Annotated in this window: 16 protein-coding genes and 1 tRNA gene; 12 read left to right on the forward strand and 5 right to left on the reverse strand. The window is 46.1% G+C overall.

Annotated elements, in window-relative coordinates; translation table 11 throughout:
* The first annotated feature begins 1 nt into the window (after position 1).
* Entirely contained in the window at positions 2-367 is a 366-nt protein-coding gene (locus tag ABJ225_RS14075) for a response regulator transcription factor (RefSeq protein ID WP_048016206.1), read from the forward strand.
* The gene (locus ABJ225_RS14080) at positions 360-3,221 is read left to right on the forward strand and encodes an ATP-binding protein (protein ID WP_347320830.1); all 2,862 of its coding nucleotides are present in this window, start codon (positions 360-362) and stop codon (positions 3,219-3,221) included. Before ABJ225_RS14075 ends, ABJ225_RS14080 begins: the two co-directional genes overlap by 8 nt.
* 117 nt (positions 3,222-3,338) lie before the next feature.
* Here ABJ225_RS14080 and ABJ225_RS14085 read toward each other — a convergent pair whose 3' ends face one another.
* The gene (locus ABJ225_RS14085; RefSeq protein WP_290032066.1) at positions 3,339-3,890 is read right to left on the reverse strand and encodes a GNAT family N-acetyltransferase; all 552 of its coding nucleotides are present in this window, start codon (positions 3,888-3,890) and stop codon (positions 3,339-3,341) included.
* 756 nt (positions 3,891-4,646) lie between these two features.
* Between ABJ225_RS14085 and abc-f the strand changes: the two genes are divergently transcribed.
* From abc-f to ABJ225_RS14100, 3 genes are read left to right on the forward strand one after another with little or no spacing between them, the layout of a single operon-like run.
* Positions 4,647-6,278, forward strand: coding sequence for a ribosomal protection-like ABC-F family protein (gene abc-f / locus ABJ225_RS14090; RefSeq protein ID WP_347320831.1), 1,632 nt, complete (start codon positions 4,647-4,649; stop codon positions 6,276-6,278).
* A gap of 45 nt (positions 6,279-6,323) precedes the next feature.
* The gene (locus ABJ225_RS14095) at positions 6,324-6,905 is read left to right on the forward strand and encodes a histidine phosphatase family protein (RefSeq protein WP_347320832.1); all 582 of its coding nucleotides are present in this window, start codon (positions 6,324-6,326) and stop codon (positions 6,903-6,905) included.
* Complete coding sequence (locus ABJ225_RS14100) at positions 6,902-7,258, forward strand: hypothetical protein (RefSeq protein WP_290032069.1); 357 nt, start codon at positions 6,902-6,904, stop codon at positions 7,256-7,258. Before ABJ225_RS14095 ends, ABJ225_RS14100 begins: the two co-directional genes overlap by 4 nt.
* Before the next feature lie 78 nt (positions 7,259-7,336).
* On the opposite strand, the gene clpP is transcribed toward ABJ225_RS14100, so the two are convergent.
* Positions 7,337-7,933: an ATP-dependent Clp endopeptidase proteolytic subunit ClpP gene (gene clpP / locus ABJ225_RS14105; RefSeq protein ID WP_053429150.1), complete on the reverse strand. Its 597-nt coding sequence runs from the start codon at positions 7,931-7,933 to the stop codon at positions 7,337-7,339.
* Positions 7,934-8,206: 273 nt separating this feature from the next.
* Between clpP and ABJ225_RS14110 the strand changes: the two genes are divergently transcribed.
* A complete protein-coding gene (locus tag ABJ225_RS14110) occupies positions 8,207-8,965 on the forward strand; it encodes an MBL fold metallo-hydrolase (RefSeq protein WP_347320833.1) in 759 nt (252 codons plus the stop codon).
* A gap of 133 nt (positions 8,966-9,098) precedes the next feature.
* Positions 9,099-9,170: transfer RNA gene (locus tag ABJ225_RS14115), tRNA-Arg, on the forward strand.
* A gap of 147 nt (positions 9,171-9,317) precedes the next feature.
* Here ABJ225_RS14115 and ABJ225_RS14120 read toward each other — a convergent pair.
* Genes ABJ225_RS14120 through ABJ225_RS14130 form a run of 3 tightly spaced genes read right to left on the reverse strand, consistent with a single transcriptional unit; the run spans position 9,318 to position 11,240 of the window.
* On the reverse strand, positions 9,318-10,424 hold the full coding sequence (locus ABJ225_RS14120; RefSeq protein ID WP_347320834.1) for a tyrosine-type recombinase/integrase: 1,107 nt from the start codon (positions 10,422-10,424) through the stop codon (positions 9,318-9,320).
* Between the two features lie 16 nt (positions 10,425-10,440).
* Positions 10,441-10,896, reverse strand: a complete 456-nt coding sequence (locus ABJ225_RS14125) for an ImmA/IrrE family metallo-endopeptidase (protein WP_347320835.1) — start codon at positions 10,894-10,896, stop codon at positions 10,441-10,443.
* Positions 10,897-10,913: 17 nt separating this feature from the next.
* On the reverse strand, positions 10,914-11,240 hold the full coding sequence (locus tag ABJ225_RS14130) for a helix-turn-helix domain-containing protein (protein ID WP_142129287.1): 327 nt from the start codon (positions 11,238-11,240) through the stop codon (positions 10,914-10,916).
* A 387-nt stretch (positions 11,241-11,627) separates the two neighbouring features.
* Between ABJ225_RS14130 and ABJ225_RS14135 the strand changes: the two genes are divergently transcribed.
* The 5 genes from ABJ225_RS14135 to ABJ225_RS14155 all read left to right on the forward strand — a co-directional run bounded on the left by ABJ225_RS14135 (position 11,628) and on the right by ABJ225_RS14155 (position 15,032).
* The gene (locus ABJ225_RS14135; protein ID WP_436718243.1) at positions 11,628-11,759 is read left to right on the forward strand and encodes a transcriptional regulator; all 132 of its coding nucleotides are present in this window, start codon (positions 11,628-11,630) and stop codon (positions 11,757-11,759) included.
* A 15-nt stretch (positions 11,760-11,774) separates the two neighbouring features.
* Positions 11,775-12,095, forward strand: coding sequence for a DUF771 domain-containing protein (locus tag ABJ225_RS14140; RefSeq protein ID WP_142129286.1), 321 nt, complete (start codon positions 11,775-11,777; stop codon positions 12,093-12,095).
* A gap of 275 nt (positions 12,096-12,370) precedes the next feature.
* Positions 12,371-12,505 (forward strand): hypothetical protein, encoded by a 135-nt coding sequence (locus ABJ225_RS14145; RefSeq protein WP_290032072.1) that lies wholly within the window; start codon positions 12,371-12,373, stop codon positions 12,503-12,505.
* A gap of 104 nt (positions 12,506-12,609) precedes the next feature.
* Complete coding sequence (locus tag ABJ225_RS14150; protein WP_347320836.1) at positions 12,610-14,136, forward strand: AAA family ATPase; 1,527 nt, start codon at positions 12,610-12,612, stop codon at positions 14,134-14,136.
* A complete protein-coding gene (locus ABJ225_RS14155; protein WP_347320837.1) occupies positions 14,133-15,032 on the forward strand; it encodes a RecT family recombinase in 900 nt (299 codons plus the stop codon). The genes ABJ225_RS14150 and ABJ225_RS14155 overlap by 4 nt, the downstream gene beginning before the upstream one ends.
* Positions 15,033-15,067: the final 35 nt, after the last annotated feature.

Consider the following 15,067-nt stretch of genomic DNA (forward strand, 5'->3'; position numbering starts at 1 on the left):
CATGGCGAAGATCTTGATTGCAGAAGACGAAGAAGTGCTGCGCATGCTCATGGTCGACACCCTTGAAGATGAAGGATATGACATCGACGAAGCGGCTGACGGTCAGGAAGCGATCGACCGGATCCTCGGCACCGACTACGACCTGATCGTCCTCGATTACATGATGCCGGCCTATACGGGTCTCGAGGTCATCGATCAGGTGCGGAACCATCACGGGAAGAGCGATGTGAAGATCATGATGGTATCGGCGAAGAATCAGCAGGCGGATAAGGACCTTGTCCTTGCCGCCGGTGCTGACTACTTCATGTCGAAACCTTACAGTCCGGTCGAACTCATGGAGAAGATCGGGGACATCCTGAATGGGTAAACTCCTCGATTTCTATCATTCCAGTCTGAGACGGAGGATCATCGTCCTCATGACGGGGTTCATCCTCGTGTTCCTTATAGGAGCAGGCTGTTTATACTGGTACGATCACAAGCTTTCTGTGGAATACGATGAGACGAAAGCCAAGCTCGATGACCGGAAGGAAGTCGCCCAGAAGCTTGACCGGCAGTTCAATCGGATCTTCTTTGAGGGGCGCGGGTATGTGGCATTTGAGCGTGATGAATTTAAGGAAGATATACTTGAATTAGAGAATAAAATAAAGGTAAGCATCAATGAGCTCCGGAGAGTTTCGACTACACCGGATGATCGTATTTTCGCTTCTGAAGTTGAAAGTTTTTACGACTATTATGTAAGAATTGTTGATGAGACTTTCGAACTGATAGATCAAGGGAAAATAGATGAAGTCAAAAAAAACTCGGAAAATGGAAATACGGAAAGGGTCAGCACCTTTCTACGGCAGCTTGACAATTACAATGACAGTATTCAACAGTCTACAGATGAAGCCTATGGGGAACTAAGATCTAAAGAAGCGACAAGTCAAACTGTCTTCCTTTCCTTTGTCTTGATTATGCTTCTCCTTCTGATGCGCATCATGCGATCTATCGCGAGGCAAATCGGAAAGCCCCTGGAAGAAGTCGCTACGTCTGCCCAGCATATCTCCGAGACGGGCACCTATCAGAATTGGTCTTTTGAAAAGGAACGCCAGGATGAAATCGGTCAGTTGTCCCGTGCTTTTGAAAAGATGGTCTTCACCGTTCAAGACAAAGAAGAGCACTTGGTTGCTCAAAATGAAGAACTCCAGGCTCAACAGGATGAATTGGAAGCCCAACAAGAGGAGCTTGAGCGTTTACTTCACCTTGCCCAGGATAGGGGGGGGCAGCTCGAACAAAGGAACGAATTCATCAACGGCATCTCAAACTCTCTGAATAAGGGAGAAGTTCTGGAGAGCATCGTGAAGAGCATGTGTACGATTATAGATGCGCCTCGGGGCATGATTGTCTTGAAGGATGATCATGATACGTATGCATCATTTGGAATATCCGATGAGGCTATCAAACAGTTCCTCACAAATATTGATAATGGGCTTCATCAACGATTATTCGAAACAAAAGAACCGTTTTGTGTGAAACGCAAACTCGATACCTCTGAAAAAGGCTATCATGAAGAACTGATGTATTCCTATGACCTTTTTATTCCAGTTTTATCCAGTGGAGAAGAACTGCAAGCGTTTATGGTTTTCAGCCGATTTGGAGACGGGTATACCGAAAAGGAGCAGAGAGAATATCAAGGGTTTGCAAAGCAAATCTCGATTTCTCTTCGGAATATACTTCTCTATGAAGATTCTGAACGCATTAGACATATGAACCAGGACATCCTGAACAATCTTCAGGAAGGAATTCAACTTGTCGATCCGATGGGAGACAGCCTCCTGGTGAACACCAAATTTGCCAGGATCATCGGAAGTGATATGGATGCCTTGAAAGATGTCCCGTATTCAAAGTGGGGATGTGGCATCGTTACTCAAGTGGAAAATGGAGATGAGCTGAAGGATTATTACCAGAGTGTCATTCGCCATCAGGAAACCGGCAACAGCATGATTTACAGGCTCACAGAAGGAAAAGAAGTCTTCCAAGTGTACTCAACATCTCTATATCATGAAGAGCAACATATAGGCACCATCTTCGTCCACCGTGACATTACAAAAGAATATGAAGTCGACCAGATGAAATCGGAATTTGTAAGTACCGTGAGTCATGAGTTACGGACGCCGCTTGCGAGCGTACTTGGCTTCACGGAACTGATGCTCACGCGCGATCTCAAGCCCGAGCGGACGAAGAAATACTTGAATACTATCTACAAGGAAGCACAGCGACTCACTTCCCTGATTAATAACTTCCTAGACGTTCAGCGGATGGAATCTGGAAAACAGACATTTGAAAAAAAATATGAAGACGTACTGGACATAATCAGGGACATTGTTGATCGTACTAAGGTGAGCTCTCCTGACCACACATTCACCATCGGAAGGGAAACGGATTGCACCATCGTCCTCGGGGACGGGGATAAACTCACCCAGGCGTTCACGAACCTTATTAGCAATGCGGTGAAATATTCTCCAGATGGAGGGGACGTCACGATCCTGATGAAGGAAAAGGGTGATCGCATCTCCATTGAAATCCGTGATATGGGACTCGGAATCCCGGAAGAGTCGATTGGAAAACTGTTCACGAAATTTTACCGCATAGACAATTCCGACCGTCGGAAAATCGGGGGGACAGGACTCGGCCTGACTATCGTCAAGGAAATCCTAGAAGCCCACGGTGGATCTGTGACTGTGTCGTCTGAACTTGGAAAAGGGAGCACCTTCACGGTGAACCTCCCGATTGTCACCTTGGATACGTTCAAGGAAGAAGATCAAGGGAATGGCCTAAATATCCTGGTTATCGAGGATGATATGAGCCTCGCGTCCCTCCTGGCAACGGAGCTTTCGGAAAGTGGGTTCCGAGTGGAGCACACCACAAACGGTTCGAGCGCCATTGAACGTTTACAGCATGCAAAGCCCGATGCCATCGTTCTGGATATCATGCTAGGTGGAAAATTAAATGGATGGGATGTACTGGAGAAAATCAAGGAGGATGAAGGGTTGATCGGTATCCCGATCATCATCTCCTCCGCCCTTGATGAGAAAGAAAAGGGGATGACGCTAGGAGCAAGCGACTACCTCATGAAACCGTATCATCCAAGCAAACTTTCCAAAACCATTCTTCATCTTCTATTGAAAAAAGGGATAAAAGGAAATATCCTTGTCCCAACAGAAGACCGAACAATCGAATGAGACAATGGGACGGTTCCCGTGCTTCCATCAGGTAGCATCGGAACCGTCCCTTTATGTTTTTTGGCCGCATGGGTACGGTTCCTGCGTATCACTCCAGAAGCATTAGAACCGCTTCTCCTACTTGCTAGTTCTCCATTCTTTTGAAAGTAGGCTGTAAGTGACGATGTCGTTGTAATGGTCGTTGATGAATTCGGCGTCGCGGGAGACTCCTTCCTGCTTGAATCCCAGGCGTTCGGGGATGCGGCGGCTTCTCTTGTTGCCTTCTGCGCACTGGATGTCGACTTTGTTCAGGCTGAGGTCGTCAAATGCGTGCTGGAGGAGGGCGTTGACGCAAGCCTGCATGATTCCGTTGCCTTGGGCTTCTTCTGATAGATAATAACCGATGCTGGTGCTACGGGTTTTCCAGTTGATGAAGTGGAGGTTGATCATTCCGACGAGTTTCCCGTGGTGGCGGATGCCGGTGGTGAATCCGTCGTTGGCGGCGAATTGTTGGAGCCAGGCAGGGATGATAGAGTCGCGGTAGATGTCGGGTGATTGGACGCCGTCTACCCAGCCGAGCCAGTGTTTGAGGTGGTGGCGGTTGGTGTCGACGAGGGTGTAGATTTCTTGGGCGTGGTGGGGTTGGAGCAGGGCTAGGGTTAGGTTTGGTTGGACTTGGAATGTGAACATGGTGGTGGTCTCCTTTGATAGTGGTTTGTGTAGTTGGTTACTGGTTCGTTTCGTTCCGCTGCGGACGGCCGCTTTCCTGCGGGGAGGCAGTTGAGCCGCTTCGGCTTGCGCCTGCAGGGTCTCAACCTTGCCTCTGATTCCCGCGGGAGTCGGCCGTCCTCCGCTGCACTGCACTCTGTGGTGTGTACGAGTGTAGCGGTGGAAGATCGACCCCTCAACCCTTTTTTATGGGGAATGAAGAAGGGAATGGTTCGTTCCGTTTCGCTGCGGACGGCCGCTTTCCATGGGGCGTGCGGTGAGCCGCTTCGGCAAGCCTGCAGGGTCTCACCCTGCCCGCTTTTCCCATAGGAGTCGGCCGTCCTCCGCTGCACTGCACTTTGTGGTGTTTACGAGTATAGTAGGTTAAAATCCACACGCATCCCTTCCTTTTGGATGGGTATAGGTATTATAGCTCGCATTCTTGTATTTTCCAATACTTATTTTTCCATGGGATAGGATTGATTTATGGGGATGTGGGTGGTACGATTAGGTTAATGTTAAGGGAAAGGGATGATGGGTGAACGATGGATAACTAATCTTGGTAGGTAGAATTTGAAATGGAATAAATTTCGAATGATATTTAGTAGGATTAGTCTGTCCATTTTTCCCATAGGTCCCATTTCCATCGGGCTTATTTGTGTATGGTAGTTTGCGGCTAATCCTTCCAGAAATCGTGGGAGGATTTTTTGTGTTCTCCCGGAATGAGGAGAGGATTGTATGCAGGAATTAGTGAAAATCGATTCAGTGAACGTTGAAATAGAAGGAACACTATTGTTGGAACAGGTGAAGGCAGGGGTGAGAAAGGGAGAGGTGATCGGTCTCATCGGAAATAACGGGGCCGGTAAATCGACTCTTTTGAAGCTGTTGAACGGGGACATGGCACCGTCATCCGGAAGTATCACACCGCTGATACAAGGGTTGAAGACCGTGATGGTGGAACAGGAAGCGATGGATCACTCAAGGAACGCACTGACTCCTGGGGAAGCAGCCCTCCTTCAGAGATGGGATGTGCCGGATGGAGAGTATGATCAGCTGAGTGGGGGAGAGAAGCTGAAGGTGAGACTCGCACGCGGAATCGCACAGAATGCACACCTGCTGCTTCTGGATGAACCGACCAACCATCTCGATGAAGAGGGGATCGGGTTTCTGATCAAAGAGCTGAAGGGGTATCGCGGGACTGTCATCCTGGTCTCCCACGACCGGGCATTCCTCGATGAGGTGGCCGATGTGATATGGTCCATCGAGAACAAGACGGTTGTGACGTATGAGGGGAACTACTCGGCATACGTGAAGACTTCCGAGCAGCGGAGGCTCACTCAGCAGCGGGCGTATGAGAAGCAGCAGAAGCTCATTGAACGAATCGAAGGACAGATCCAAGACCTTACTTCCTGGTCGGGAAAAGCCCATGCCCAGTCAACAAAGCAGGAATTCCCCAAGGAGTTCTACCGTTCAAAAGCTAAACGGATGGACGCCCAGGTGAAGTCGAAGCGGAAGCGGCTGGAGAAGGAAATCGAGCGGATCAATGCCGATCCTGTCGAGGTGGAGGAGAAGAAACATCTATCGGTCCGTGCAGGCAGGAGGGCCGGCAAACGTCTCCTTGAAGTAAAGGATCTTGGTAAAGCCCATGGAAACAAGGTGCTTTTCCGCAGTGCCTCCTTCACGATTCAAAACGGGGAGCGGGTGGCGGTAACCGGTGCCAATGGGAGTGGGAAGACGACTTTCCTCAATATAATCATGGGGAACGAAGCAGCTGATGAAGGAGAGCTATGGCTTTCACCAGCCGCGAAGATCGGCTACCTCACGCAGGAGGTCTTTGATTTACCCCTCGATGAGACACCGGAGAATCTCTTTTACAGGGAGACATTTCACGACCGGGGGCAGGTGAGGAATCTCATGACCTACCTCGGATTCGGCAAAAGCCAGTGGGAGGAGTCGATCCGCCACATGAGCATGGGGGAGCGGGTGAAGTGCAAGCTCATCAAGTATATCCTCGAGGACCGCGACGTACTGATCCTCGATGAACCGACGAATCACCTCGATCTCTTGAGCCGCGAGCAGCTGGAACACACCCTGGCAGCATACGATGGCACGCTCATCGTTGTCTCCCATGATCGCTACTTTTTGGAGAAGACGACATCGTCAGAAATTGCAATCGGAAATGGGAAGATGGTGCGGAAGTGGGAGCCCGCAGAGCCTTCAAAGGACGAACGGGAAGAGCTCAAGATGCAGCTTGAGACCGAGCGCCAGGAGGTCCTCGGGAAGCTGAGCTTCATGACGCCTGCCCAAAAGGAATACGCCGAACTTGATGCGAGGTTCAATGAACTGACGAAACGAATCAGGGACATGTAAGAGGAATATGCTAGGATAGAAGAAAAGCAATCAGGGGAGAAGCCAATGAAAACTGAAATCTATTTCGTCAGACATGCCCATTCCACCTACACACCGGAGGAGCTCACCAGGCCCCTGTCGGAGAAGGGAATGAGGGATGCCAGACGTGTGACCAGAATACTAGAATTAGAAAACCTTGACCATGTGGTGTCCAGCCCGTTCTTGCGTGCGGTGCAGACGGTGGAAGGGACAGCGGCCTCCTTGAATCAAGACGTGATCCTGCTAGACGGGTTCAAAGAACGGCTTCTATCTTCTGCTCCCTTAGACGATTTTCAAGGAGCCATCCGAAAAGTATGGGAAGAACCCTCATTCCACTGGGAAGGCGGAGAATCGAATGTGGATGCCCAGAAGCGCGGCGTCGCAGCCATGCTCGATCTCCTGAACGAATTCGAAGGGAAGCGCGTGGTCGTCGGAACCCATGGGAATATCATGGTGCTCATCATGAATCACTTTGACCCCCGGTATGGATTGGCGTTTTGGGAGAACCTCGATATGCCCGATGTGTACCGGCTGACCTTTGACGGTGTCGATCTGGTGGGAGTGTCACGGTTGTGGGAGCCCTTTTCAGAAGAGGAAGAGAGCCAATGATAAGCAGTGCCGATCAGGAGGCGTCCCTGAACTCCCTGGAATCGACCTACCGCAAGCTCTCGAACGCCTATGTAAGCATGGAGGGGAAAGGGGCGAACACCACACTGGTGAAAAAGAGGCGTGATGCCGTTAAGGCAGGAATCGAAAGCCTTAGAAGCGACTGGTACGGTAACGATTTTTCACATGAAAGAGACGTCATCGCGACTTCCCAAGTAACGCTGGAGGACATCCTCCCTTCCATTCATAAACAGCTAGCGAAGGCCAAAGATGGAAGCCCCCAGCTGACATTGAACGTACGGAGGCTGACCGCGCTGAATCTGGCCATCGAATCGTTGAAGAACCGCCTTGGATGAGGCGGTTCTTTGCTTTAGTGTGAATCCAAACCCACACAAAAACCCCCTTGCACTCATGCAAGGGGGTTCATTCAAGTCTTATTTAGTTTCTGCGTCGTTACGAGTGATGATACGGTCGATCAGACCATATTCCAAAGCGCGTTCCGCAGTCATGAAGTTATCGCGGTCCGTATCTTTAGAGATCACGTCAAGTGGTTGACCAGTACGGTCAGCAAGGATTTGGTTCAATTTCTCGCGAAGGAAGAGAATGCGTTTAGCCGCAATTTCGATTTCCGTCGCTTGACCTTGAGCTCCTCCAAGTGGTTGGTGAATCATTACTTCTGCGTTTGGAAGGGCAAGACGTTTGCCTTTCGCTCCGGCAGCTAGAAGGAATGCACCCATGGAAGCGGCCATACCGATGCAGATCGTTTGAACATCAGGTTTGATGTACTGGATCGTATCGTAGATCGCCATACCGGCTGTGATGCTTCCGCCTGGTGAGTTGATGTAGATGGAGATGTCTTTCTCCGGATTTTCAGACTCTAGGAATAGAAGCTGGGATACGATTGAGTTTGCCACGTTATCATCGATGGCGCTCCCAAGCATGATTACACGGTCCTTCAATAGACGGGAATAGATGTCATACGCACGTTCACCGCGGTTTGTTTGTTCAATAACTGTAGGAATTAAGTTCATCCTCGTTCCTCCTTAAATGCATCTGTGTATTTTTGAATCATTTCATATTCACTTTGTACTGTTATCATACACTGTTGGTCAATAAAGGTCAAACCTAATGTTTCCTTTATTAACCTGTATGTAAATCCTTTCTACATCATACCCACTCATCCCTTTTTTAAACGGTACAAAAGCTGAAAGTTTCGTGATTGCTCCCCCTTGCCAACGGGTAAAATGAGAAGTGTACCCTTCTGTGAGAATCAGATCTGAAACGGAACAAAAGGAGCCGATACTATGAACCTACAACTCATCAGAAACGCAACCCTCATCCTTGACTACGCAGGCACGCGATTCCTCATTGACCCCATGCTCGCACCGAAAGGGACTTATCCCCCATTCACGCCGTCAAAACGGGATGACATCAAGAATCCCATCGTCGATCTGCCAGAATCCGTTGACGCCATACTGGAGGGAATCGATGCCGTGATCCTCACCCATCTCCACCTGGATCACTTCGATGACACGGCAAAAGAAGTCCTCCCTAAATCCATCAATCTATATGTTCAGAATGAAGCCGATGCCGGAGAAGTCAAAAAAGCAGGCTTCACGAATGTACACGTGTTGAATCACGAGCAGTTCAACGGCATCGAACTCACTAAAACCAAAGGCAAGCACGGAAGGGGAGAGATTCTCAAACGCACCGGGACCGTCAGCGGCATCGTCTTCAAACATGAGAACGAGAAAACCCTCTATGTAGCCGGTGACACCGTATGGAATGAAGAGGTAGAAGAAGGAATCCACACCCACCATCCGGATATCATCGTCGTCAACGCAGGAGACAACCAGTTCCTCGAAGGCGGCTCCATCGTCATGGGAAAAGAAGACGTCCTTCAGACCGCGAACGCAGCACCCGAAGCCACCATCATCTCGGCCCATATGGAAGCCGTCAACCACGGCACGCTTTCAAGGGAAGAACTCAAGAACACCGCAGCAGAGAAAGGGCTCCAATCCCGTATCCTGGTGCCGGATGACGGAGAATCCTATACGTTCTAACCTTATAAAAAGCCAAGATCCTTCCTAAGGATTCTTGGCTTTTACATAAGGTATTAAGAGGAGAACCCAAAAACATCTTGCATTGGAGACTTTTCTCTATTATAATTAGTTCTCGTGACAGTAACTAAAACATGCCCTCGTGGTGCAACGGATAGCACGTAAGATTCCGGTTCTTAAAATGGGGGTTCGATTCCCTCCGAGGGCGTACCGCAGTACATTTGGAAAAAGGTATAAAAAGTAGAGGACACTTATAAATGTTGATATATCAACGTTTGTAGGTGTTTTTTATTTTTCTCTTGAGGAGAGGGAGGCGATAGAAAAAGGTTGGAATTGAATCGGTTTTACACATTTTTTACACATTGGCCATTTGCTCGAACGTATCTACAGCAGCCTTTGTGTCTTCTTCACGTAACTCTTTTATGACATGTGCGTAATGTCTTAAAGTAGTATCGATGGTGGAATGACCTAACCGTTCAGATACATAATAGATCGATACTTTTCGATACAAAAGAACACTGGCATGAGTATGGCGTAGACCATGAATTGTAATTGGATCAATATTAAGTTCTTTAAGTAGACCTCTCAAAATCTTATTGGCATTTTCATTGGTCAAAACTTTGCGAGCATTATGTGGGCTGAAAAAGACTAGACCTTCAATATTCGGTGGTGTTGCTTCGAATAGGGCTTGGAACTTACCCATTGTTTTGCCATCCATTTTTATTATTCGATTGGACGGGTCATTCTTTGTTTTTGTGAAACCTTTACCGGTCTTATAATCCCAGGTCTTATTAATGGTGATTTCTCCAGAGGTGAAATTGAAGTCTTTTCGTGTAAGGCCAATCATTTCTGCAAAGCGCATTCCGGATGTAAGGCCAAGCAAAAGCAAGTAATAGACTAGGCTTCTGTCTAAACGGTTGTAAATCTCATTCATCACTCTTTTGCTTTCAAAATAATTTAAGTGTTTTTCTTCAGGACGCTTTGCTTCTACACTCCCTGTTACAACAACATCTCGGGTAAAATCAACTCTAATGATACCTTCATCAATTGCTTCCCTCACACAAGCGCGAATGTGGACATTCAACTTTCTAGAGGTTTCTTTAGCATGAGTTTTTCCGTATTCATTAAGGAAAGCTTGATATTCACGCTTGCTGATATCCTGAATTGCTTTTCCACCAAAGCATTCTTGGATAGTTTGCAGCGTGTCTTGATACCTTTTTAATGTGATCTCACTGATATTCGTTTTATAAACACCTATCCAGTCTTTAAAGTACTGATCAAAGGGCTCCTTTTTTAAAGTAGGGACAATCCCTTTACGCAGGTCTTCTTCTATTTCTGACGCTGCTACTTGGGCCTCCTTCTTGGTCCTGAAGCCACTTTTACGAATTGGTTGTGCTTTTCCGTTAACCATTCTGCTTACAGTGTACTGCCATGTTTTACCCCTTTTTGAGAAGCTCGCCATATCAAATCCTCCTTAGTTAGTGGCTAAAATCAAACCATTCTAATACACCTAGCGGGTTCAAACATACGGTGAAATTTTTATAAGAGACATAATCTCCGTACTTCTCGATATAACGTTCAATAGTCCTCTCCACAAAGTCTTCGGTTACCCCTAAATATTCGGCTAATTCAAATTTGTTTTTCACATGGGCTTTATGCGCAGAGACGATCTTGCTAATGGGAATTGTATATTCGTATGCCCAGGTTCGTGCTCTTTGTTCTTGCTTCCTATTAACAAGTTTAGATTGGTCGATAATGTTTCCAACGGACGTATTATAGTGTCCAAACTCTTCTGCTAAGATTGAATACTTTTCAGAATCAGTATCTATTGCTTCATTGATCCAGATCACATCATCACTATATAGACCCTTAATTCTTCCTTGCATCTTAACTTCGAATACTGATACCCCTGCATTGACCACTTCGTTTAACAACTTCTCATAAAGCACCATCATTCACCTTTTTCTTTTCGCTTTAGTTTCACAAATTGTTTAAACCGCTCAATTTCTTCTAACTCTTCTTTAGTCCACTCCTCTCCGTCATGATGTGCTGCAATTGTTTCATTTGAGTCATTAAACCTTTTTACATTAGTTCTACCTAATAAATAATCTGTTGAGACATCAAAGTAATCAGCTACTTTCTGGACGTTTTCACTTTTTGGAGATACTTTGTCCCATCTCCTTATTTGGCCATTGGATATTCCTATTTTTCTTTCTACTTCCGCAAAAGTAATCTTCTTTTCATCACATAGTTCTTTTATTCTTTTCACTAAACTCATGTGTACCAGCCTTTCTGGAGCTTACTGAATAGAATTATTAACTTTTAAGTCATTATTTGTTGACTTATGACTTTTAAGTTATTATACTGTTCACATAAGCTAATTTGTTAGCTAAAAAGTCATTAAAAAACAAGACCTAATTTAATAGCATTTTTGACGTTGGGGAACGAGATAAATGTATTAATAAAGGCTTTTAAGGCTTATTTAGCTATGTTTTGATAATAGCATTAAAGTCATTTAGGGTCAATGTAATTAGCTAATAAATTAGCTTAAAAATTATCATTGTGTACAAAAGTAAACAGTGGAGAAGAAACTCATTGAACAGAGGTGAAGGAAATGTCAGAGGAGATAGGTATGAAAGTTCGTTCAGAACTATTTAAGCGCAAGATGAGTCAAAAACAGTTAGCGATTATGTTGGGTATCTCTAACGCATATTTGTCAGATATTATCTACGGTCGTAAGAACGGCCCTAAAGCTCAAGAGCATATCAGGCACATTCAAAAAATCTTAAGTATTTAAGGGAGGGCTTCTACATTGCAAAGCTTTGATCTTCAGCTATCAATATCTCTACCAGAGAATCTAGTAGTAATTGAGAGAGTAGAGTACGAGAAGTTCCTTAATCAAGACCTAAAAGGTCAGTGGTGGTCAATGAAGGATCTGGAGGAAAGAACTAATAAAAAAATTGAGTGGCTAAAGGAAAACGTTCTTTATGTTAAGCGTTTTAAAGAAGTACTGGATGTTAATCAAGGAGGATTTGTGTATTACCCGCAAGGTAGAGGACAGTGTTGGTCCTTTCAAGCAACTAGAATGTCAGAGTTTCTTGAAAAGAACTTCGCAAGCATTTATTCAAGGTGAAGGGAGTTGTGATAAATGATTAGCACATTATTAACCGAGTATTTAGCCGATGGAGATTTTCACACCAAGATTGAAGGTGTGGAATACTCAACGGACATTAGAGAGATCGTCACAGTCGAGTACATGTTGGACAACCCGATGGATTGAAAAGAAGGCTTTGGGAGGAGGTGGATCAAGTGAAGGTACAGATTGGTGAGTGGCTCTCAATGCCACCAGTTGAACGATATATGCTCATTTTGAAAAGGGCTTCAGAAAATCAGAAGGGGGTCAAGTAAATGAAAAAAGGCTTTCTTGATGATCGGGGAGAGGTAGTGGAGATTACTTGGGACCAATATCAATACTTCCTATGGGCGGGGTTCCCAGAGGGTGTCGTCATTATTCAGGCACCGGATGCTCCTCATGAAACGTAAAAAGACCCGTGCTGGCACACGGATCTTTCAAAAAAAGTGATTCCTAAAACAGTTGAGTACATTGTACTGGAATCACCAACCAAAATCAAATGGAAGGTGAAGAAATGCAAATCGCTTTTAAAACACTGGCACTTAAAAACTTCAAGAACCACAAATCAATAACTGTCAATTTCGGTGACGTGACCAATATCAAGGGTCGCAATGGAACGGGCAAGTCCTCGATCGGGGATGCGATCACATGGGTTCTCTTTGGAACAGATAGTGCAGGAAGTAAGCTCGATCCACGCCCCATTGATTCGGAAGAGGGGACAGAAGCGACAGTGGAGGTGCTGATGTCCATTGCTGGCAAAGATGTCATGTTCGGTCGGGTTCAGAAGAAAACAGCCAAATACTTCATAAATGAGATTCCAAAGAAAGCCACCGAGTTTAATGAGTTCATAGAAAATCAGTTTGATAAGAACCTCTTCCTATCACTGTTTAACCCAAGCCACTTTTTCACGCAGCATTGGCAGGATCAGCGAAGCCAGTTGCTTCAATACGTGAGCGAGCCTCTAAATAAAGAAATCCTGGCCGAAATGTCTCAGGTAGATCGGGATCGCTTAGAAGGGCCATTGAAAAAACACTGCCTAGATGATCTTGATAAGCTCCATCGGGAAAAGGTACGCACAAATGATAAGGCATATGAACGAGCAGCTGAACGCGTTCAAGCGTTGGAAGAACAAGCGAGTAAAAATGACGGGCAAACATTCGACATTGAGGTTGCTCATAAGGAAATCAAATCCTTGCATAAGCAAAAGACAGCCATACAGGAAGAAAACGACATTCGACAGAGAGCCAAGACAGCCAGGAGTCGAGTGGAAGGGCAGATTGATAACCTCACTGACCAAATTACGCAACAGACACATGTTGTTCAGTCTATCAAGGATGAGGAAGTGCAGGAGCTATGTAGCACCTGTCACCAACCACTGACTGAAGAGGCAATTCTTAAAGTGAAGGAAAACCGTCAGGCAAGATTCAATAAGGAAGTAGCCACCGGGAAGGCACTGGTACAGAAAGTGAATGAGCTGAAAAAGTCACTTTCAGATATGCCAGTGGCGGAGGCGGCCGATACTGATGAGCTCAATGAGATTGAATCACAGCTCATGGAACTTCAAATGGCTTCAAAGCAGGCAGAGCAGGCAAGTAGCCTAGCTGAAGACATTGAGGCAGCGAAAGAAAAGAAAGAGGCAATCCGGAGAGAACTTGTGACTTCAAAGGGGATTGTGGATGCCATCAAAGAGTTCAAAACGAAACGCTCTGAGCTGATGGTCAGCAAAGTGGATGATCTATTCACCTCCATATCGGTCAAGCTCTACGAAACTCTCAAAAACGGAGAGGAGAGAGCCACCTTCGAAATTGAGATGGACGGTAAGCCGTACAGTAAGCTTTCCACGGCAGAGAAGATCAAGGCCGGATTAGAACTCATCGAAGTTCTCAGTATGCAGTCTGAGTTGGTTACGCCAACATTCGTGGATAATGCTGAATCCATTTTGAATTTCTCCGCTCCTGCAGGTCAGCTCATCGTAGTCAGGGTCGTGGATGAAGACTTAAGCATTAAAGCAATAGAAATCAAGGGGGATGAAAAACAATGACTCGAAATAATCATCTTGCACCGATTAATACAAAGGAATTTGAGAATTACTTCTCGGAAAAAGAGCTTGAGGTAGTGGTGAATTCCATTGCCAAGGGAGCCACGAAAGAAGAACTAGCCCTGTTCATCCAGATCTGTAAGCAAAACAACTTGAATCCATTTAAAAATCATATTTACTTCATAAAGTACGGGAATCAAATGAGCATCCAGGTATCAGTGGAGGGCATTCAGTATCTGGCCCAACAGCGTGAGGACTACAAAGGAGTTACAGTCCAACTGATCCATGAAAACGATGACTTCGAAATCGGTGTAGATCCGGAAACCCAAGAACTCAAGATCGAGAAGCACTCCATTAAAATCCCTCGTGGGAAAGTGGCCGCAGCTTATGCTATTGCCAAGCGTGAAGGGTATCCGGATAAGGTGGTCGTCATTGAGGCGGATGAGGTGGAGCATCTCCGAACCAAGTCGGGATCTCAGTGGAAGACGTACTACAATGATATGTTCAAAAAGCATGCACTCAAGCGGGCATTGAAGCTTCAGTTCGGGATTGATGTGGATGATGCCACAGGTGCCCAAGAAGATAACATCGATGCGTATCAACCCAGGGAACGGAAGGACATCACTCCGGAAAATCTTGACCATGAGGGTGGCCAGGAGGACGACGCAGAAACCATCAAGAAAGCTTGGGACGACATTGACGATAAGGTGAAGGCTTCGTCACTTACCAAGAAAGACGTAACTGACCTGGTTAAATCAAACTTCAACAAAAAGCCGGCTGATCTGAACCTTAGCCAGGTGACTGGCCTGTCGAGATTAGTGGATTTGAAAATCCAAGAAGCGAAAAAAGCAGATGCCATTGAAATGGAGTTTAACTTTGATGAGGAACAGCTGGACTAACCTATAAAGATAAGGTTCTGGAATTTGTCTAGATC

The organism is Rossellomorea sp. RS05 (assembly GCF_039822645.1).
Classification (GTDB): Bacteria; Bacillota; Bacilli; order Bacillales; family Bacillaceae_B; genus Rossellomorea; species Rossellomorea marisflavi_B.